The following is a 21,076-nucleotide window of genomic DNA, read 5'->3' as shown; positions in this document are numbered from 1 at the left end:
GTGTTTTCCCTCCTTCTTGAGTGTTCAAATCATAAATCCATTAAGGATTACACTTCGAATAATTCAATTTCTTTGCTATCAGCAGTTAATTTAACAATCGCTTTACGACGTTTGTTAGTGTAACCACCGTAACGGCCAACGCGCTTGAATTTACCTTTGTAGTTAAGAACGTTTACTTTCTCAACTTTTACGCCAAAGATTTCTTCTACAGCGTCTTTTACTTGAGTTTTGTTAGCGCGAGTGTCTACTTCGAAAGTATACTTTTTCTCTGCCATAAGTTCTGAAGAACGCTCAGTAATGACCGGACGTTTTAAAATATCACGTGCTTCCATTATCCAAGCACCTCCTCAACTTTTTCTACTGCAGATTTAGTGAATACAACTTTTTCATGACCTAATAGATCAAGAACGTTGATTCCATTTGCAGTTAAAACTGTTACACCTGGGATGTTACGAGCAGATAATGCTACGTTTTCATCTAGGTCAGCAGTTACGAATAAAGATTTTTTCTCTAAAGAAAGATCTTTAAGAATTTTTGTGAATTCTTTTGTTTTTGGTGCTGCTAGAGTTAGAGCATCAAGAACTAAGAAGTTTTGTTCTACTACTTTAGCTGATAAAGCAGATTTAAGAGCTAAGCGGCGAACTTTTTTAGGTAATTTATAAGAATAGCTACGTGGAGTAGGACCGAATACGATACCACCGCCGCGCCATTGTGGAGAACGGATAGAACCTTGACGAGCACGACCAGTTCCTTTTTGACGCCATGGTTTACGACCACCACCAGCAACCTCAGAACGGTTTTTAACCTTGTGATTACCTTGACGAAGAGAAGCACGTTGAGCTACTACTGCGTCGAATAATACTGCTTCATTTGGCTCGATTCCGAAGATCGCATCGTTTAATTCGATTTCACCAACTGAAGCACCTGTTTGACTAAGTACAGATACTTTTGTCATTCCTGTTTCCTCCTTTCCTTAAGTGATTACTTAGCTTTAATTGCAGATTTAACTGTAACTAGAGCTTTTTTAGAACCAGGAACATTACCTTTAACAAGTAGTAAGTTACGCTCCGCATCAACTTTCACGATTTCTAAGTTTTGGATTGTAACTACATTGCCACCCATTTGACCAGGTAATTTCTTTTGTTTGAATACGCGGTTCGGAGCAACTGGACCCATTGAACCAGGACGACGGTGGTAACGAGAACCGTGGGCCATAGGACCACGAGATTGTCCGTGGCGTTTAATTACACCTTGGAAACCTTTACCTTTAGTAACACCAGTTACATCAATTACATCGCCTTCTGCGAAAATTTCTACTTTGACTTCTTGACCAACTTCGTATTCTCCAACGTTCACGTTGCGGAATTCACGAATGAAGCGCTTAGGAGCAGTGTTCGCTTTTGCTACGTGACCTTGTTGAGGTTTGTTAGAAAGCTTAACGCGCTTGTCTTCGAAACCAACTTGAATTGCTTCGTAGCCGTCTGTTTCAACAGTTTTCTTTTGAAGAACTACGTTTGGCGTAGCTTCGATAACTGTTACCGGGATTAAATCGCCGTTTTCAGCGAAAACTTGTGTCATACCAATTTTTCTACCTAAGATTCCTTTAGCCATTTGTCACACCTCCTGTAAATTTTGAAAAGTTATATTATTTTTACCATTAAAGTTTGATTTCGATATCAACGCCAGATGGTAAATCAAGTTTCATTAACGCATCAACAGTTTGTGGCGTTGGGTTAACGATATCGATCAGACGTTTATGCGTACGCATTTCGAATTGTTCACGAGAATCTTTGTACTTGTGAACCGCACGAAGAATTGTGTACACAGACTTCTCAGTTGGAAGTGGAATCGGACCTGATACACTTGCACCTGAACGTTTTGCAGTTTCCACAATTTTCTCAGCAGACTGATCTAAAATACGGTGATCATACGCTTTTAAACGAATACGAATCTTTTGTTTTGCCATTATTTTCCCTCCTTCTCGCCTATTTTCTAGACATTCTCCACGAAAATTTTCCCACACACCGCCATGGCAAAGCGGCCGGGTGTGTCGGCAACCTCTCGTTTCATCGCAGTCAAAGACCAACATTCAACATTATATACAATAAAAAAAGAATAAGCAAGTCTTTTCGCTAAATTCTTTTAAATGTTGTAGATATTCTTAATACTACTACTTCTTCGCTTTATTAAGCCGTTTATTAGTATATAAAATTTCTCTACATATTGCAACACTAAAGGTTGTCATATCAACATTTTCGCACATTCCAAATAACTCAAAAAAAGAAAAGTAGTTTCTATCTTTATAGAAACCACCTCTTTATTATAGAAAGAACACACAGGCAATCCAGCCAAACAGGATTAGTGGTATGTTAATGAAGATAAATGTCGGAACACAGGTATCCCAAATATGATGATGCTGGCCGTCTACATTTAGCCCAGCTGTTGGTCCTAATGTAGAATCGGATGCTGGCGAACCCGCATCTCCTAAAGCACCCGCTGTACCGATTAAGCATAGAATCGCTAAAGGACTCATGTCTAAACCTTGTGCTAGCGGAACAAACAGCGTTGCAATGATAGGCACCGTTGCGAAAGATGAACCTATCCCCATCGTCACAACTAGTCCTATTACTAACATGATGAAGACAGCGAGACTTCTATTTCCTTCTAGTAAGGTGATCGAGCTTGTAATTAAGCTATCCACATCACCTGTTGCATTTATAACCGCTGCAAAACCATTTGCAGCAATCATAACAAAGCCAATAAAGGCCATCATCTTCATTCCTTCAGAAAGAATATCATCGGCTTCTTTCCATTTAAGTGCACCTGTAAAATACATAATCATAATACCTGCAAACGAACCCACAATCATTGAATCTGTTAACACTTGAGCGCATAGTGATACCACTAATGCAAGCGCCGTCGAAAACATCATAAATTTGCTGACATTTACATTTAAAGATTCCGTAACCACTTCACTATGCTTATAATGCCTTGGCTTGCGGTATACAACAAAGGCGATTATCAATCCAATTAGCATTCCGAATACAGGAATCCCCATTGCTGCAGGTACATCACGTGAAGATACGGCCATTCCTGCTTCTGACACTTGTGTAGCAACGATATCTTGAAAGATTGCTCCAAAACCAGCAGGTACAAAACTATAAGTACCAATTAAACCTACTGCAATTAACGTTGCAATTATACGTCGATCGACTTCTAACATATTTAAAATCTTTAAAATGGGCGGAATTAATAATGGAATGAAGGCAATATGAATAGGAATGACATTTTGAGATAAAATAGACATCACAAAAATAAGGAAAAATATTAATACCTTCACTAGACCTTTTCTATTACTTTCACCATTTAAAATCTTTAACATCCCAGCTATCATTAATTCGGGTATTCCTGTTTTGGCTATTGCTATCGCAAAGCCCCCAAGTAGGCCATAACTTAATGCAATGGTTGCCCCTGCCCCTAATCCTTCTGTAAATGATTGAACGGTTGACTCAATACCCATCCCACTTGTAAGACCACCTACAAAAGCGCCTAAAACTAAGGAAAGAACGACATTGATACGAAGTAAGCTTAATATTAACATAACGGCGACTGCCGCAATTACTGCATTCATTGTTACACTCTACTTTCATACACTAAATTACTAACATGTTAAACTTTATTATTCTGATAATTGAAAGTCAAGGCTTTTTGCAATTTCAATATTTTTGCACTAAAAAACAGTGTAATGTATTAACACCACACTGTTTTCGAATTTCTACTTATTTAATATTACAACGATTCACGTACAACTTTTTTATAATAACCTACCGAAAGAATCGCAAAAATCGTATATAAGGCTATATAACAGCACATTGCAATCCACAAGGGAGCTGTTAACTCTGTCCCGAATAAAAACCACCCTGACTTAACAGCAAAGTAGCTATGCAATAACCCAATAACTAATGGAACTCCGAAATTAAAGGCTTGCTTCATATAAATACCCTTCATGATATCTTTTTCGGCAAATCCAATCTTTCGGAGGATTGTATAAGAACCACGTTCTTCCTCTGCCTCAGACATTTGTTTAAAGTATAGAATACTACCTGTTGTCATTAAGAATGCTAATCCTAAAAATGCTGTTGTAAATATTGTAAGACCTAATGATTCAATATTGTCTTTACGTTTTCCTTCGTAGGATGATTGTGTATATTGCTGTGTTTTCCCCTTATCATCTACAGCCATAATAATGCCTGCATTTGATTGAATATATAATTTCTCTGCTGCTGCTATATCTTCATTCGATTTTAAAGTAATCGTCGTTTGATGATGCCAAGGATAAAGCGCTGCTTGCGTAGTTAAACTTTTAAACATATCATCTGTCACAACAAAGATAGGTCCTCCGCCCCCAGCCGTTACAATACCACTTATAACACTCTTATCATGAACATCAACGACATGAAATGTTTCTTCAAGTTCTCCTGCAGATACTACTAAATCATGATCTTTCTCTAACGGGAACATCTCGGCCATATAACCACCATAGTTTGTTAGGATAACCTCGTTGCCCGATAACTTGGCTTCTGGAACACTTTGCTGATAATCAGAAAGGGAAATGGTATAGATCGTCCCCTCCATCGTATATAAAGGGTTATCCTGCTGCTTTTTAGACATCAATTGACCTACAGAAGCAGTTACTCCCTGCAAACGATAGTCTATTTTATCATAGGCAATGTTATTTTCCTCTAACTTCTCTAAGAATGAATGCCCCTGCTCTTCAAGCAATATGAAATCACCAGGTACTTGGCTATATGCAGACGCCTCTGAGGAATAGTAGGCGATATAGGACAGCGTCGTCACACCTAGAGAAACGCCCGTTAACACGGTGATCAGCGTTAATGACTTTGCATTGCTCTTCATGCGGTGCATTATGGGTGTTAATGCTAATACATCTTGGATGGATAGATGCCCTTTTTTCTTTAAGCGAATAGTATTCATAATAAATGCTACAGAGAAACGAAAAACAAGGAATGTTCCACCTATTGTAGTAGCTAAAATAATAATCATATTAATAAATAAATTACCAGCAGATTCGATATCAAACAGCTTTGTAGACGCATAGTAGCCATAAACAATCAGTATAAGACCCATAAAGCCAATAACCATCTGTAATGCACTAAAACGTCTCACACGCTCATCTGCTTGTTTTGCTGCGCTAAATAGTGATAACAATGAAACGCGATGAATCATCCAGGCCATCTATATAAGAACGATGATCAATAAAATAGCAAATACAATCATCGACTGCTGTAAAGCTTGTGTACTAAAGGTCATGGTTACAAGAGCCTCTTTTTCAAGTATACGTAGCAAAATCATGGCAAACACACGAGAGCTAAAGAAGCCAGCCAACATACCTATAATAACGGCTCCAACAAATAAGAGGATGTTTTCAATCGCTAATAAGCGCACGATTAGCCCCTTAGTCATACCAATCAATTGATACAAGCCTATTTCCTTACTTCGACGCTTCATAAATAAATGATTTGCATACAGAACGAAGAACAAAACGATAAAATAGAGAATATAAGTGGCTGCTTTAAATCCTGCCGCAGCCGTTCCACTCATTTGAACAGCAGCCCACACTTCAGAATTATTTTGCAATGTGACAAAAGAAAAATATAATGTAACACTAAAAATAAGTGCAAAGAAATACAGATAGTAGTGCTTCATATTTTTCTTCATACTTTGAAGCACTAGCTTACTAAGACTCATACCCGTCACCGCCTAGCACACTTTGTGTATGCATAATTTCTTGGAAAAAGGCCTGCCTTGTTTTATCGCCCTTATAAAGTTCACTATAGATAAGCCCATCCTTTAGAAATAAAACACGTGTACAGAAGCTTGCAGCTACAGCATCATGTGTAACCATCATAATTGTTGCCTCTTTTGTTTCATTAATATTTTGTAGATTTTGAAGAAGGGCTGTGGCTGATTTAGAATCTAATGCACCAGTGGGTTCGTCTGCAAATACCAATGATGGATTGGTAATAAGTGCACGTGCAGCAGAGGTACGCTGTTTTTGTCCACCTGATATTTCGTTGGGGTATTTATTTAAAATTTCCGTAATTCCAAGCAAAGAAGTGAGCTCCTTCACTCGACTTTCCGCAACAGCTTTCGGTAACTTACTGATAGCTAATGGCAGAAGGATATTTTCCTTTACTGTGAGGGTATCTAGTAAGTTATAGTCTTGAAATATGAATCCCAACTGCTCTCGTCGGAAGTTTGCTAAAGCTTTTTCTTTCATACCACGTAAACTGTGACCGTTTATCTCAATAACACCTTCTGTCGCAAAGTCAATTGAGCATAAGACATTTAAAAGCGTGGTTTTACCTGAACCAGAAGGGCCCATAATGCCTACAAATTCACCTTTATTCACTTCTAAATCAATACCCTTTAATACCTCTTGAGCCGTTGATTTTTTTCCATACACTTTCTTTATTTTACGACCAATTAAAACTGTCACTTGATAACACCCCTTTCTATAGTTCAAGTGTACCCTGACACATCTAATCATTCGTGCGTTTTACATGACAATATAAAAAGGTAGGTGACAATTTCGTCATCTACCTGTTAGTTTGACATATTCATTTTGTAAGGGAAAACGTAGTGTAAATAATGAGCCTTCTCCAACATTCGATTGAACATAAATACGAATACCGATTTTTCGAGCTACATTAGATGCCAAATAAAGACCCATACCTGTAGATTGTGAGGATTCTCTCCCTGCTGTTCCCGTATATGATTTTTGAAAAATTCGAGGTAAATCCTCTAAAGGAATACCTAAACCTACATCTTTTATATGTAATAATGTCGCACCTGTTGGGTCATGTTCAGTAAAAATTGTGACCTCAGAATTTGCTGGACTATACTTTATGGCATTCGAGAGAATTTGTCGAACAATAAACGCCAGCCACTTGCCATCAGTCAGAACTGTCTCTGTAAGCTCAGCGACTTCAAAGCCAATGCCTTTTTCAATACACCAAGCCTGCATATCCCTAATTTCTTTATAGACAATCGGTTTCAGCTCAACCTCATTTAAATAGTTGTCCTTTTCAATAGAGGCTAATCTTGTTTGATGTAGCTGTTGATCGACTAAAAGATGTAGTCTCAGCCATTCATTCTCTAATTTTCGACGCAATGATATATCCTCAACATGCTCTAACAATAAATTAATAGTTGTTAAAGGGGCCTTTACTTCATGAACCCAAGCCAACAACTCATCTGAATACTCTTGTAGCAGCACTTTAGCTTGATTTAACTCCATGTTCTTCTCATAAAAGACACTTTCTATTTTTCGAAAGCTTGCTTCCTGAAAAGGAGTTAAAACGAGTCTATTTTTATGCGCTTCATCAAGGTGGTAGCCGTCCATATTTCCCAGGAAATCTTTTAATTTCCCAACTTCAGTGACATAACGCCAGATAAAAAAGAGCGTAAAACTAACAAGCAAACTAATGTTTACATACCATATTGAAATACTATTTAAACCAACATCTAAAGAAAATAGTACATTTAGAAGTGTAAATATGAAAATGAAATAACCGATCCATGCAAAGCGTTCTCTTATAAATAATAATAGCATGTTTTTCACGTCCCCTGGCTGACTGCCATATATCCAAGTCCTTTTTTTGTTAGAATCACTTCGGGTAAACCAATATCCTCTAGTTTTGTACGTAATCGATTAACATTTACCGACAAAGTATTATCATTAACAAAACGTTCATCATCCCAAAGCTTTCTCATTAATTCGTCTCTTGAAACAATCTGATTAACCTGTTCTACTAAAATTCGTAAAATGAAAAGCTCATTTTTCGTTAAGGACGCAGTGACTCCATCAAACATAATCTCACTTCTTGTATAATCAATAACGGCACTATTAAAACGTGTAACGTCCATTTTCTCTTCAACATAGTCATAGGTTCTTCGTAAAATCGCCTGTGCTTTCGCAAGTAGCACTTCCATATGGAATGGCTTTTGTATAAAATCATCTGCTCCCATTTGCATAGCCATCACCATATCCATTGGATGGTCTCGAGAAGAGAGAAACAGGATGGGTACTTTGGATAAATGACGAATTTCTCGACACCAATGAAAGCCATCATAGGCAGGTAATTGAATATCAATCAGCACAAGATGTGGTTTCTCCTCTATAAAATCATCCATCACCTTTTGAAAGTTTTTTGGACCAACCACTTGTAATGACCATTGTGCAAAACGTTCTTGAATCATATTAAAAATTGATGGATCATCTTCAATGAGCAAGATTTTCATGTCCATATTCAATTCTCCTCTCCTTTATTTATCCTAGATGACATGCTAGCTATTATGTATACATACACTATTTAAAACCATTTAATATCCCTTATTTTAACACAAAAAACCAATCTGTAAGCGTCCCTACAGATTGGTTTGAAAATTAGCGAAAGCTAAAATTATTTTTGGATAGAAGCAACTACGCCAGCGCCTACAGTACGGCCACCCTCACGGATAGAGAATTTAGTACCTTCTTCAAGAGCGATTGGAGCGATAAGTTCAACTGTCATTTCGATGTTATCACCAGGCATTACCATTTCAACGCCTTCTGGTAAGTTACAGATACCTGTTACGTCAGTTGTACGGAAGTAGAACTGAGGACGGTAGTTAGAGAAGAATGGAGTATGACGGCCACCCTCTTCTTTTGATAAAACGTAAACTTCAGCTTTGAAGTTAGTGTGTGGAGTAATTGAACCTGGTTTAGCTAATACTTGACCACGTTGGATTTCTTCACGAGCAACACCACGTAGTAAAGCACCGATGTTGTCACCAGCTTCAGCATAGTCTAATAATTTACGGAACATTTCTACACCAGTTACAGTAGTAGATTTTGCTTCTTCAGCGATACCGATGATTTCAACTACGTCACCAACTTTAACTTGACCACGTTCAACACGGCCAGTTGCAACTGTACCACGACCAGTGATAGAGAATACGTCCTCTACTGGCATCATGAATGGTTTGTCAGTTTGACGTTCTGGAGTTGGGATGTAAGAATCTACAGCGTCCATTAATTCAACGATTTTTTCTTCCCATTCTGGTTCACCTTCAAGAGCTTTAAGAGCAGAACCTTTAATTACAGGAATATCGTCACCTGGGAAGTCATATTCAGATAGTAGATCACGGATTTCCATTTCTACTAATTCTAATAATTCTTCGTCATCAACCATATCACATTTGTTCATGAATACTACTAAGTATGGAACACCTACTTGACGAGATAAAAGGATGTGCTCACGAGTTTGTGGCATTGGGCCATCAGCAGCAGATACTACTAAGATACCGCCGTCCATTTGTGCAGCACCAGTGATCATGTTTTTAACATAGTCAGCGTGTCCTGGGCAGTCAACGTGTGCATAGTGACGAGTTTCTGTTTCATATTCTACGTGAGAAGTGTTGATTGTGATACCACGCTCTTTTTCTTCTGGAGCGTTATCGATGTCAGCGTATGATTTAGCTGTACCACCCATTTTTTTAGAAAGAACTGTAGCGATTGCAGCAGTTAAAGTAGTTTTACCATGGTCAACGTGTCCGATTGTACCAATGTTAGCATGCGTTTTAGAACGGTCAAATTTTTCTTTAGCCATTAGAGATTGCCTCCTCAAAATTATATGTTTTATTTTTGAAATTTATAGAATGAATGCCGACAGAGAACGGGCCCATCCCCTATCCTGCAATCATAGCTTACAAATTAGTTATACTTTATGCAAGATGAAAATTCAATTATTCACCTTTATTTTTTTTGATGATTTCAGCAGCAATTGATTTTGGTACTTCTTCATAATGATCGAATGTCATTGAGAATACACCACGACCTTGTGTTGCAGAACGAAGTGTTGTTGCATAACCAAACATTTCTGCTAAAGGAACCATTGCACGAACAACTTGTGAGTTACCACGAGCATCCATACCCTCAACGCGTCCGCGACGAGAAGTAATGTTACCCATAATATCGCCAAGGTATTCTTCTGGAATTACAACTTCTACTTTCATCATTGGTTCTAAGATAACAGCGTCACATAGTTTCGAAGCTTCTTTAAGAGCCATAGATGCAGCAATTTTGAACGCCATCTCATTCGAGTCAACGTCATGGTAAGAACCGAATACTAATTTCGCTTTAATGTCGATTAGAGGGTAACCAGCTACTACACCGCGGTCAAGAGAGTCACGAAGACCTGCTTCAACTGCAGGGATGTATTCACGAGGTATTACACCACCAACGATAGCGTTTTCGAATTCAAATCCTTTACCTTCTTCATTTGGAGAGAACTCAATCGTTACGTCTCCGTATTGTCCACGACCACCAGATTGGCGAGTGAATTTACCTTGAACTTTTGCAGAGCTACGGAATGTTTCACGGTAAGATACCATTGGAGCACCTACGTTAGCTTCTACTTTAAATTCACGGCGCATACGGTCAACTAAGATATCAAGGTGAAGTTCACCCATACCTGAGATGATTGTTTGTCCAGTTTCTGTGTCAGTATGAGCACGGAAAGTTGGATCCTCTTCTTGAAGTTTTTGTAAAGCTTGACCCATTTTATCTTGGTCAGCTTTTGATTTTGGTTCTACAGAAAGAGAAATTACTGGCTCAGGGAACTCCATTGATTCAAGAATAACTAGGTTCTTCTCGTCACAAAGAGTATCACCAGTAGTAGTGTCTTTAAGACCTACTGCTGCTGCGATGTCCCCAGCAAATACTTTTGAAATCTCTTCACGAGAGTTAGCGTGCATTTGTAGGATACGACCTACACGCTCACGTTTACCTTTAGAAGAGTTTTGCACGTATGAACCTGAATCTAATGTTCCAGAGTACACACGGAAGAAAGTTAATTTACCTACGAATGGGTCAGTCATAACTTTGAATGCAAGAGCTGAGAATGGCTCTTCATCAGAAGATTTACGTTCTAACTCTTCGTCACCATCTACTGAAGTACCTTTGATTGCTGGTACATCAACTGGAGATGGTAAGTAATCGATAACAGCATTTAACATTGGACGTACGCCTTTGTGTTTGAATGCTGTACCACAGATTACTGGGTAGAATTCTACTGCGATTGTAGCACGACGGATTGCCGCTTTAAGTTCCGCAACAGTAATTTCTTCGCCTTCTAAATATTTTTCCATGATTTCTTCATCAACACTTGCAACAGCATCAATTAGTTTTTCACGGTATTCTTCAGCTTGTTCGCGGTATTCTTCAGGAATTTCTCCTTCAGTTACTGCTGTACCTTTTTCGTCGCCATAGAAAGTAGCTTTCATCTCAACTAGGTCGATGATTGCAGAGAACTGATCTTCAGCTCCGATAGGTAATTGGATAGGGTGAGCGTTTGCTTGTAAACGGTCATGTAGAGTTCCTACAGAATATAAGAAATCTGCTCCTGTTTTATCCATTTTATTAATGAATACAATACGTGGAACACCATAAGTTGTAGCTTGACGCCATACAGTTTCAGTTTGAGGCTCAACACCAGATTGAGCATCTAGTACTGTAACAGCACCGTCAAGTACGCGTAATGAACGTTCAACTTCTACAGTGAAGTCTACGTGTCCAGGAGTATCAATGATGTTTACACGGTGGCCTGCCCATTGGGCTGTTGTTGCAGCAGAAGTGATTGTAATACCACGTTCTTGCTCTTGCTCCATCCAGTCCATTTGAGAAGCGCCTTCATGAGTTTCACCGATTTTGTGAATCTTACCAGTGTAATAAAGGATACGCTCAGTTGTTGTTGTTTTACCAGCATCAATGTGAGCCATGATCCCAATATTACGAGTATTCTCAAGTGAGAATTCGCGTTTCATAGGAAATTTCTCCTTCCATATTGGGGTAAAGACTGTATAAGAGACCTTGTGTTAGCCTGTTAGCTAACACATAGGCTAAATTACCAACGGTAGTGAGCGAATGCTTTGTTCGCTTCTGCCATTTTGTGCATGTCTTCACGTTTCTTAACTGATGCACCAGTGTTGTTAGAAGCATCAAGAATTTCGTTAGCTAAACGTTCTTCCATAGTTTTTTCACCACGAAGACGAGAGTAGTTAACTAGGTAACGAAGACCTAAAGTTGTACGACGTTCTGGACGTACTTCAACCGGTACTTGGTAGTTAGAACCACCAACACGGCGAGCGCGAACTTCAAGAACTGGCATTACGTTATTTAGAGCAGCTTCGAATACTTCAATTGGATTTTCACCTGAACGTTCTTTAACAAGTTCGAACGCACCGTATAAAATCTTTTGAGAAGTACCTCTTTTACCATCAACCATCATTTTATTGATTAAACGAGTTACTAGTTTTGAACTATAAATTGGATCTGGTAACACGTCACGTTTGGAAACAGGACCTTTACGAGGCATGTGTTTTCCTCCTTTCGAATAGTTATCGATTATTTTATAAAGTTGGCCTTATCGTATTTGTCGATCAAATATCAAATCTGCTAGCAAGATTCGATATTTGTGACAATTAGTATGAGGCTCAGTATTAAATAACGTTATCTAACGTTAAATTATTTTTTTTCTTTAGGGCGTTTTGTTCCGTATTTAGAACGTGATTGTAAACGACCGTTTACACCAGCTGTATCAAGAGCTCCACGTACGATATGGTAACGAACACCCGCTAAGTCTTTTACGCGTCCGCCACGGATAAGAACAACACTGTGCTCTTGTAAGTTGTGGCCTTCACCTGGGATATAAGCTGTAACCTCAATTTGGTTAGTTAAACGTACACGAGCGTATTTACGTAACGCTGAGTTCGGTTTACGAGGTGTCATTGTACCAACACGAGTACAAACACCGCGTTTTTGTGGTGATTTAACATCAGTTAAAGATTTTTTAAATGAGTTATATCCTTTGTTTAACGCTGGTGATTTTGATTTCGTGATTTTAGATTGACGAGGCTTACGTACTAATTGGTTAATTGTAGGCATCGATATTTCCTCCCTTCATTTATTCCTTGTTAATACCACACATCCAGGTGGTTCATTTTTTGGGTAAAAACAAAGTCTTTGTGTTTAATACACAAAAACTACTCTACAGTAATTGCAACTACCGCAGCTCCAACATGGATTCCACAGGCCTTGCCCAGTTCCTTTTTTGACTCAACAAGAATAACTGGTATACCGATTTCTCTCGCGAAAGATATGGCCGAATCGGTTACCCAATTGTCTGCATCAAGTGCCACAAGAAGTTCTTTCACTGAACCGGCTTGCATTGCTTTTACTGCTTGCTTTGTACCTATGATTGTTTGACTAGCCCTTACTCTATCATAAGACATTTTCATATCCTCCGAAGTATAGACAGTTAACTATCAACCTTCAATATATTATCATTACTCATTTACACTGTCAACTAATATCTTTAAAAAGTCCGAAGAGACGGTGGAATTCCATCTCTTCGGTCCTATTTTAATGTCTATTCAGCAGAAACGCCTTCTGTGTCAAGCTCATCTTTTTCGATGCGGATTTGACGGTAACGTTGCATACCAGTACCTGCCGGAACAAGTTTACCGATAATTACGTTCTCTTTTAATCCAAGAAGCTCATCACGTTTACCCTTAATTGCTGCATCTGTTAATACACGTGTTGTTTCTTGGAACGATGCTGCAGATAAGAATGATTCTGTTTCAAGAGAAGCTTTTGTAATACCCAGGATAACAGGACGACAAGTTGCAGGATTTTTGCCACTCATGACAGCATCTGCGTTTGCCTCTGCAAATTGGTGGATATCTAGTAATGAACCTGGTAATAAATCTGTATCTCCAGCTTCAATTACACGTACTTTACGAAGCATTTGGCGGACCATTACCTCGATATGTTTATCACCAATTTCTACCCCTTGCATACGGTATACTTTTTGAACTTCTTTTAATAAATATTCTTGAACAGTTGAAACGTCTTTGACTTTTAACAATTGTTTTGGATCGATAGAACCCTCTGTTAAAACTTGACCACGTTCTACATTATCACCTTCGATAACTTTTAAACGTGCATTATAAGGTGCTTGATATTTACGAGTTTCTACGTCACCTTGAATAGTGATTTCTTTTAAGCCTTCACGAATTTCTGTGATATCTGAAACAGTACCTTCGATTTCTGAAATAACAGATTGACCTTTTGGATTACGTGCTTCAAAGATCTCTTGGATACGTGGAAGACCTTGTGTAATATCATCTCCGGCAACCCCACCTGTATGGAATGTACGCATTGTTAATTGTGTACCTGGTTCACCAATTGATTGAGCCGCAATAATACCAACTGCTTCCCCAACTTCAACCTTTTCACCTGTTGCCAAGTTCATGCCGTAACATTTTTTACATACGCCATGTTTTGTATTACATGTAAATGCTGAGCGGATTGTCACTTCTTCAATACCAGTCTCGATAATTACACGAGCGATATCTTGGTCGATTAAACCGTCTTTTGCAAGAATAACTTCACCAGTTTCAGGGTGGAAGATTGTTTTCTTAGTATGACGACCAACAATACGTTCATCTAGAGCCTCGATTAGTTCTGTGCCTTCCATTAATGCACCAATCGTTAAGCCACGGTCAGTACCACAGTCATCTTCACGGACAATAACATCCTGTGCAACGTCAACAAGACGACGCGTTAAGTAACCTGAATCGGCAGTTTTTAGAGCTGTATCGGCAAGACCTTTACGAGCACCGTGAGTTGAGATGAAGTACTCTAATACTGTTAAACCTTCACGGAATGAAGATTTGATTGGAAGTTCGATGATACGACCAGCCGGGTTGGCCATCAGACCACGCATACCAGCTAACTGAGTAAAGTTAGATGCGTTACCACGGGCACCTGAATCAGACATCATGAAAATTGGGTTTGTTTTCTCAAGTGACTTCATCAGTTTCGCTTGAATTTCATCTTTTGCAGCACTCCAGCTTGAGATTACACGATCATAGCGCTCATCCTCTGTAATGAAACCACGACGGAATTGTGCTTGAACTTTATCTACTTTCTCTTGAGCTTCTGCTAAAATTTCACCTTTATCAGGTAATACCACGATATCAGATACACCTACAGTAATACCCGCACGTGTTGAATATTTGAAACCTAGGTTTTTCATACGGTCAAGCATTTTAGATGTTTCAGTAATGTGGAAACGTTTAAATACTTCAGCAATGATATTTCCTAGGAACTTCTTACGGAATGGATTTACAACAGGGACTGATGCAAAGTATTTGCGCAATACAGCTGTACGTTGTGCATCAATTTTCCCTTTTTCATCTAAGTTATTATAAGCACTATCTGATTCAAGCTCTTTTAGTGTTTCTTCATCAATTGTTAACTTAGCGAAGTATTTTTCAGGTGTTACTTGCTCTAAGTTGAAATCAGTTGGCTCATTAATATAAGGGAATGATTTTGGCAAGATTTCATTAAAGATTACTTTACCAACAGTTGTTAGTAAGAACATATTATTTTGTTCTTCCGTGAATGTTGGATTATTTAATGAACTTGCTTTAATCGCGATACGTGTATGCAAGTGTACATGACCTGTATCATATGCAATTAAAACTTCGTTTGGACCATAGAAAACAGTACCCTCACCGCGTGCGTCTTCACGTTCAAGAGTTAAGTAGTAGTTTCCTAATACCATATCTTGAGAAGGTGTAACAACAGGTTTACCGTCTTTTGGATTCAGGATGTTTTGTGCAGCAAGCATTAGAAGACGAGCTTCTGCTTGAGCTTCTGCTGATAATGGTACGTGAACCGCCATTTGGTCACCATCGAAGTCAGCGTTGTAGGCTGTACATACTAATGGGTGAAGACGGATAGCACGACCTTCAACTAGTGTTGGTTCAAATGCTTGAATACCAAGACGGTGAAGCGTTGGTGCACGGTTTAATAATACTGGGTGCTCACGGATAACATCTTCTAAAACGTCCCATACGTCGTTGTTTAAACGTTCGATTTTACGTTTAGCAGATTTAATGTTATGAGCAAGACCACGTTCTACTAATTCTTTCATAACGAATGGCTTAAATAACTCGATAGCCATTTCTTTTGGTAAACCACATTGGTACATTTTTAAGTTTGGACCTACTACGATAACGGAACGACCAGAATAGTCAACACGTTTACCAAGTAGATTTTGACGGAAACGACCTTGTTTACCTTTCAACATATGTGAAAGTGATTTTAATGGACGGTTACCAGGGCCTGTTACAGGACGTCCGCGACGACCATTATCGATTAATGCGTCAACAGCTTCTTGTAACATACGTTTTTCGTTTTGTACGATGATGCTTGGAGCACCTAAATCTAATAAACGTTTTAAACGGTTATTACGATTAATTACACGACGGTATAAATCGTTTAAATCTGAAGTCGCGAAACGACCACCATCTAATTGCACCATTGGACGAAGCTCTGGTGGAATAACAGGTAGTACATCCAGAATCATCCATTCAGGTGAGTTTCCTGAGTTACGGAAAGATTCAACAACTTCTAGACGTTTAATGGCACGAGTACGTCTTTGACCTTGAGCAGACTTTAACTCTTCTTTTAAAGATTGTGTTTCATCTTCTAGGTCAATTTTGCCTAATAATTTTTTGATTGCTTCTGCACCCATTGATGCTTCGAATGTGTTTCCGAATTTTTCACGGTATGCACGGTATTCTTTTTCAGAAAGTAATTGTTTACTTTCTAAATTAGTAGCACCTGCATCAATCACAACGTATGAAGCGAAATAAATAACTTCTTCAAGGGCACGAGGTGACATATCTAAAATTAGACCCATACGGCTAGGAATACCTTTGAAGTACCAGATATGAGAAACTGGTGCTGCTAATTCGATATGTCCCATACGTTCACGACGAACTTTAGCGCGTGTTACTTCAACACCACAGCGGTCACAAACGACGCCTTTATAGCGTACACGTTTATATTTACCACAATGACATTCCCAATCCTTAGTTGGACCAAAGATACGTTCACAGAATAAACCATCTTTTTCTGGTTTTAATGTACGGTAGTTAATTGTTTCAGGCTTTTTAACCTCACCATATGACCAAGAACGAATCTTGTCAGGGGATGCTAAACCGATTTTCATATATTCAAATTCATTAACGTCTATCAAGGAGCCTACCTCCCTCTAGTATAGGTCTTTATAAAGACTCTTTTACGCAGCTCGATAATCGCTTGCAAAGTATTGTTTCTTTGGCAAAGGATTAGAAATAGAATGATTTATTAAAAGAAAAAGCCAGGCAGGGCGTTAAATCCTGCCCGGCTAATTTGAAAAATAAGTTTGACCTTATTCACGATTGTGAATTTGGGTTTCCATTATTCAAAAGACTCTACTGGCTCTTCTTCTGTATCTGGCTGTGGTGCAATGTTAAGTGCATCAGCTGGTTGAAGATCTTCTTCTTCGTCTAAATCGCGAAGCTCTACTTCTTCATCATTAACTGTTAACATCTTAACATCCATACCAAGAGATTGAAGTTCTTTAATCAATACTTTGAATGACTCAGGAACACCTGGCTCTGGTACACTTTCACCTTTAACGATGGCTTCATATGTTTTCACACGACCAACAACGTCATCGGATTTAACCGTTAGGATTTCTTGAAGTGTATATGCAGCACCGTATGCTTCAAGTGCCCATACCTCCATCTCACCAAAACGTTGTCCACCAAATTGCGCTTTACCACCAAGTGGTTGTTGCGTAACAAGTGAGTAAGGGCCAGTTGAACGCGCGTGAAGTTTATCATCAACCATGTGAGCAAGTTTGATCATGTACATGATCCCAACAGATACACGGTTATCAAATGGTTCACCAGAACGTCCATCATACAGGATTGTTTTACCATCACGGTTCATCCCTGCTTCTTCCATTGTTTCCCAAACGTCTTCTTCATTAGCTCCATCAAATACTGGTGTTGCCATATGAACGCCTAGGTAGCGAGAAGCCATACCTAAGTGTAACTCTAAAACTTGTCCGATATTCATACGAGAAGGTACACCAAGTGGATTTAACATGATATCAACAGGCGTGCCATCTGGCATGAACGGCATATCTTCTTCCGGTAAGATACGAGAGATAACCCCTTTGTTACCATGACGTCCGGCCATTTTGTCCCCAACACGTATTTTACGTTTTTGAACAATGTAAGCACGAACTAATTGGTTAACACCTGGTGGTAATTCATCGCCATCTTCACGGTTAAATACTTTCACATCAAGAATGATACCGCCAGCACCATGTGGTACACGTAATGATGTATCACGAACCTCACGAGCCTTTTCACCGAAGATTGCATGTAATAAACGCTCTTCAGCAGTTAATTCTGTAACCCCTTTAGGTGTTACTTTCCCTACAAGAATATCACCGTCACGTACTTCCGCACCAATGCGGATGATTCCACGTTCGTCTAGGTTACGAAGTGCATCTTCCCCAACGTTAGGAATATCACGAGTGATTTCTTCAGGCCCAAGCTTTGTATCACGAGACTCTGATTCATATTCTTCAATATGAACAGATGTATAGACATCGTCTTTTACAAGGCGCTCACTCATAATAACAGCATCCTCATAGTTAAAACCGTTCCAAGTCATGAATGCAACCAATACGTTACGTCCAAGAGCTAGTTCGCCTTTTTCCATTGATGGACCATCTGCTAATATATCACGAGGCTTCACACGTTCGCCAACTTTTACAAGTGGACGTTGGTTATATGAAGTACCTTGGTTTGAACGAATGAACTTTTGTAATTTATATTTTGTTAAATCGCCTTTAACCTCTTTGCCGTCTACAACTTCAATGCGGCGAACATGGATAGAACGAGCTTCAACATGCTCAACAATACCATCATACTTCGCTACTACAGCTGCACCTGAATCACGCGCATCAACATGTTCCATACCAGTACCAACGAATGGTGCTTCTGGGTTAAGAAGTGGAACTGCTTGACGTTGCATGTTGGCACCCATAAGTGCACGGTTCGAGTCATCGTTTTCTAAGAACGGGATACATGCAGTCGCTGCAGAGACTACTTGTTTAGGCGATACATCCATGTAGTCCATTTGCGCTTTATTGAATACAGTGTTATCCCCACGGAAACGACCTACAACTTCATCATTAGCAAAAGTACCATCTGGATTTAACGATGAATTTGCTTGTGCTACATAGTAGTTATCTTCTTCATCAGCTGTTAAATAATCAATTTGTTCAGTTACTCGACCTGTTTCGTGATCAATACGACGATAAGGTGTCTCAATGAAACCAAATTTATTTACTTTGGCAAATGAAGATAATGAGTTGATTAAACCAATGTTTGGACCCTCTGGTGTCTCGATTGGACACATACGACCATAGTGAGAATAGTGAACGTCACGTACTTCGAAACCAGCACGCTCACGCGTTAAACCACCAGGACCTAATGCAGATAAACGACGTTTATGCGTTAACTCTGCTAATGGGTTTGTTTGGTCCATGAATTGTGATAATTGAGAGCTTCCGAAAAACTCTTTAATTGACGCAATCACTGGACGGATATTGATTAATTGTTGTGGTACGATTGCAGCTGTGTCGTTAATTGACATACGCTCACGTACTACACGTTCCATACGAGACAAACCAATACGGAATTGGTTTTGTAGTAACTCACCAACAGAACGTAGGCGACGGTTACCTAAATGGTCAATATCATCTGTTGCTCCTACTTGGTAAAGTAAGTTGAAGAAATAACTTACTGAAGATAAAACATCAGCAGGAGTAATATTCTTCACTTCTTCATCAATGTACGCATTACCAATGATATTAATTTCTTTTTGCGCTTCATCTTTTGGAGCATAAATCTTAATAGATTGGATGGTTACATCATCTTCAAGCACTCCACCGACTTGTGATAAAGTGCGATAACCAATACCTTTTGATGAATCTTCTAGGTAAGGTAGGATTTTATCTAAAGTACGACGATCTAGTACAGTACCTTTTTCTACTAAAATTTCGCCTGTTTCTGGATCTACAAGCGTTTCAGCAATCGTTTGATTGAATAAACGATTTTTAATGTGAAGCTTTTTATTCATTTTGTAGCGACCAACATTCGCTAAATCATAACGTTTTGCATCGAAGAAACGAGAGTATAATAAACTTTTCGCACTTTCTACTGTTGGTGGCTCACCTGGACGTAAACGTTCGTAGATTTCTAAAAGTGCTTTTTCTGTACTTTCAGAGTTATCTTTTTCTAACGTATTACGTAAATACTCGTTATCACCGATAATATCGATAATTTCTTGGTCTGAACCGAAACCTAACGCACGTAGTAACACTGTTACTGGTAGCTTACGAGTACGATCAATTCGCACATAAACTACGTCTTTGGCATCAGTTTCATACTCTAGCCAAGCACCGCGGTTTGGAATTACTGTAGCTCCAAAACCTTTTTTACCGTTTTTATCAGTTTTATCATGGAAATACACACTTGGTGAACGAACTAATTGTGAAACGATAACACGTTCAGCACCGTTGATAATGAACGTACCTGTTTCTGTCATTAACGGGAAATCACCCATGAAGACATCTTGTTCTTTCACTTCGTCTGTTTCTTTGTTGTAAAGACGTACTTTCACACGTAATGGAGCTGCGTAAGTAACATCTCGCTCTTTACATTCATCAACATCATATTTAGGATCACCTAATGAATAATCGATGAATTCTAATGAAAGATTACCTGTAAAGTCCTCGATCGGCGAAATGTCACGGAACATTTCACGTAAACCTTCTTCAAGGAACCACTCGTAAGACGCCGTTTGAATCTCAATCAGATTTGGAAGCTCAAGCACCTCTTTAATACGCGCAAAGCTTCTACGCTGGCGGTGTTGTCCGTACTGAACTAGTTGACCTGTCAACTCATTCACCCCTCAATAAAGCGATATTAGGTCTTTGCAAATTCATACAAATAGTGTATGATTTCGAAAGACAAAAAGAAAACGAGTCTTCAAAAAGATCTCATTTTCGGTTAACTAAACTTATCTTGG

15 protein-coding genes and 1 pseudogene are annotated in these 21,076 nt (G+C 38.9%); all 16 read right to left on the bottom strand.

What is annotated here, in order from left to right; genetic code table 11:
- Window positions 1-47: 47 nt before the first annotated feature.
- Entirely contained in the window at window positions 48-332 is a 285-nt protein-coding gene (gene rplW, locus ACEVFT_RS24025) for a 50S ribosomal protein L23 (RefSeq protein ID WP_036124663.1), read from the bottom strand.
- Entirely contained in the window at window positions 332-955 is a 624-nt protein-coding gene (rplD, locus tag ACEVFT_RS24020) for a 50S ribosomal protein L4 (RefSeq protein ID WP_012296062.1), read from the bottom strand. The genes rplW and rplD overlap by 1 nt, the downstream gene beginning before the upstream one ends.
- A 26-nt stretch (window positions 956-981) precedes the next feature.
- Window positions 982-1,611 (bottom strand): 50S ribosomal protein L3, encoded by a 630-nt coding sequence (gene rplC / locus ACEVFT_RS24015; protein WP_205446161.1) that lies wholly within the window; start codon window positions 1,609-1,611, stop codon window positions 982-984.
- A 46-nt stretch (window positions 1,612-1,657) separates the two neighbouring features.
- Window positions 1,658-1,966, bottom strand: a complete 309-nt coding sequence (rpsJ, locus tag ACEVFT_RS24010; protein WP_004233624.1) for a 30S ribosomal protein S10 — start codon at window positions 1,964-1,966, stop codon at window positions 1,658-1,660.
- 354 nt (window positions 1,967-2,320) lie between these two features.
- Window positions 2,321-3,631 carry a Na+/H+ antiporter family protein gene (locus ACEVFT_RS24005; RefSeq protein WP_205446162.1) on the bottom strand — a complete coding sequence of 437 codons (1,311 nt, stop codon included), beginning with the start codon at window positions 3,629-3,631 and terminating at the stop codon, window positions 2,321-2,323.
- Window positions 3,632-3,789: 158 nt separating this feature from the next.
- Window positions 3,790-5,769 (bottom strand): annotated as a pseudogene (locus ACEVFT_RS24000) (FtsX-like permease family protein).
- Window positions 5,759-6,520 (bottom strand): ABC transporter ATP-binding protein, encoded by a 762-nt coding sequence (locus ACEVFT_RS23990; RefSeq protein WP_016995265.1) that lies wholly within the window; start codon window positions 6,518-6,520, stop codon window positions 5,759-5,761. The pseudogene ACEVFT_RS24000 and the gene ACEVFT_RS23990 overlap by 11 nt, the downstream one beginning before the upstream one ends.
- A gap of 96 nt (window positions 6,521-6,616) precedes the next feature.
- The gene (locus tag ACEVFT_RS23985; RefSeq protein ID WP_393951516.1) at window positions 6,617-7,636 is read right to left on the bottom strand and encodes a sensor histidine kinase; all 1,020 of its coding nucleotides are present in this window, start codon (window positions 7,634-7,636) and stop codon (window positions 6,617-6,619) included.
- A 5-nt stretch (window positions 7,637-7,641) separates the two neighbouring features.
- Window positions 7,642-8,331, bottom strand: a complete 690-nt coding sequence (locus tag ACEVFT_RS23980; protein ID WP_342442027.1) for a response regulator — start codon at window positions 8,329-8,331, stop codon at window positions 7,642-7,644.
- 155 nt (window positions 8,332-8,486) lie between these two features.
- A complete protein-coding gene (gene tuf / locus ACEVFT_RS23975; RefSeq protein WP_004233614.1) occupies window positions 8,487-9,674 on the bottom strand; it encodes an elongation factor Tu in 1,188 nt (395 codons plus the stop codon).
- Between the two features lie 136 nt (window positions 9,675-9,810).
- Complete coding sequence (fusA, locus tag ACEVFT_RS23970; RefSeq protein ID WP_205446165.1) at window positions 9,811-11,889, bottom strand: elongation factor G; 2,079 nt, start codon at window positions 11,887-11,889, stop codon at window positions 9,811-9,813.
- Between the two features lie 80 nt (window positions 11,890-11,969).
- On the bottom strand, window positions 11,970-12,440 hold the full coding sequence (rpsG, locus tag ACEVFT_RS23965) for a 30S ribosomal protein S7 (RefSeq protein ID WP_155593039.1): 471 nt from the start codon (window positions 12,438-12,440) through the stop codon (window positions 11,970-11,972).
- Between the two features lie 149 nt (window positions 12,441-12,589).
- Window positions 12,590-13,009: a 30S ribosomal protein S12 gene (gene rpsL, locus ACEVFT_RS23960; protein ID WP_010860613.1), complete on the bottom strand. Its 420-nt coding sequence runs from the start codon at window positions 13,007-13,009 to the stop codon at window positions 12,590-12,592.
- Window positions 13,010-13,107: 98 nt separating this feature from the next.
- Window positions 13,108-13,356 (bottom strand): ribosomal L7Ae/L30e/S12e/Gadd45 family protein, encoded by a 249-nt coding sequence (locus tag ACEVFT_RS23955; RefSeq protein ID WP_205446166.1) that lies wholly within the window; start codon window positions 13,354-13,356, stop codon window positions 13,108-13,110.
- Between the two features lie 137 nt (window positions 13,357-13,493).
- Complete coding sequence (gene rpoC / locus ACEVFT_RS23950) at window positions 13,494-17,177, bottom strand: DNA-directed RNA polymerase subunit beta' (RefSeq protein WP_205446167.1); 3,684 nt, start codon at window positions 17,175-17,177, stop codon at window positions 13,494-13,496.
- A 203-nt stretch (window positions 17,178-17,380) separates the two neighbouring features.
- On the bottom strand, window positions 17,381-20,956 hold the full coding sequence (gene rpoB, locus ACEVFT_RS23945; RefSeq protein ID WP_205446168.1) for a DNA-directed RNA polymerase subunit beta: 3,576 nt from the start codon (window positions 20,954-20,956) through the stop codon (window positions 17,381-17,383).
- Between the last annotated feature and the right edge of the window lie 120 nt (window positions 20,957-21,076).

The sequence above is a fragment of the Lysinibacillus sp. PWR01 genome (assembly GCF_043359455.1).
GTDB lineage: Bacteria > Bacillota > Bacilli > Bacillales_A > Planococcaceae > Lysinibacillus > Lysinibacillus fusiformis_F.
Note: the sequence above shows the minus strand (reverse complement) of the source record. Positions and strands in the feature narration are given on the sequence as shown.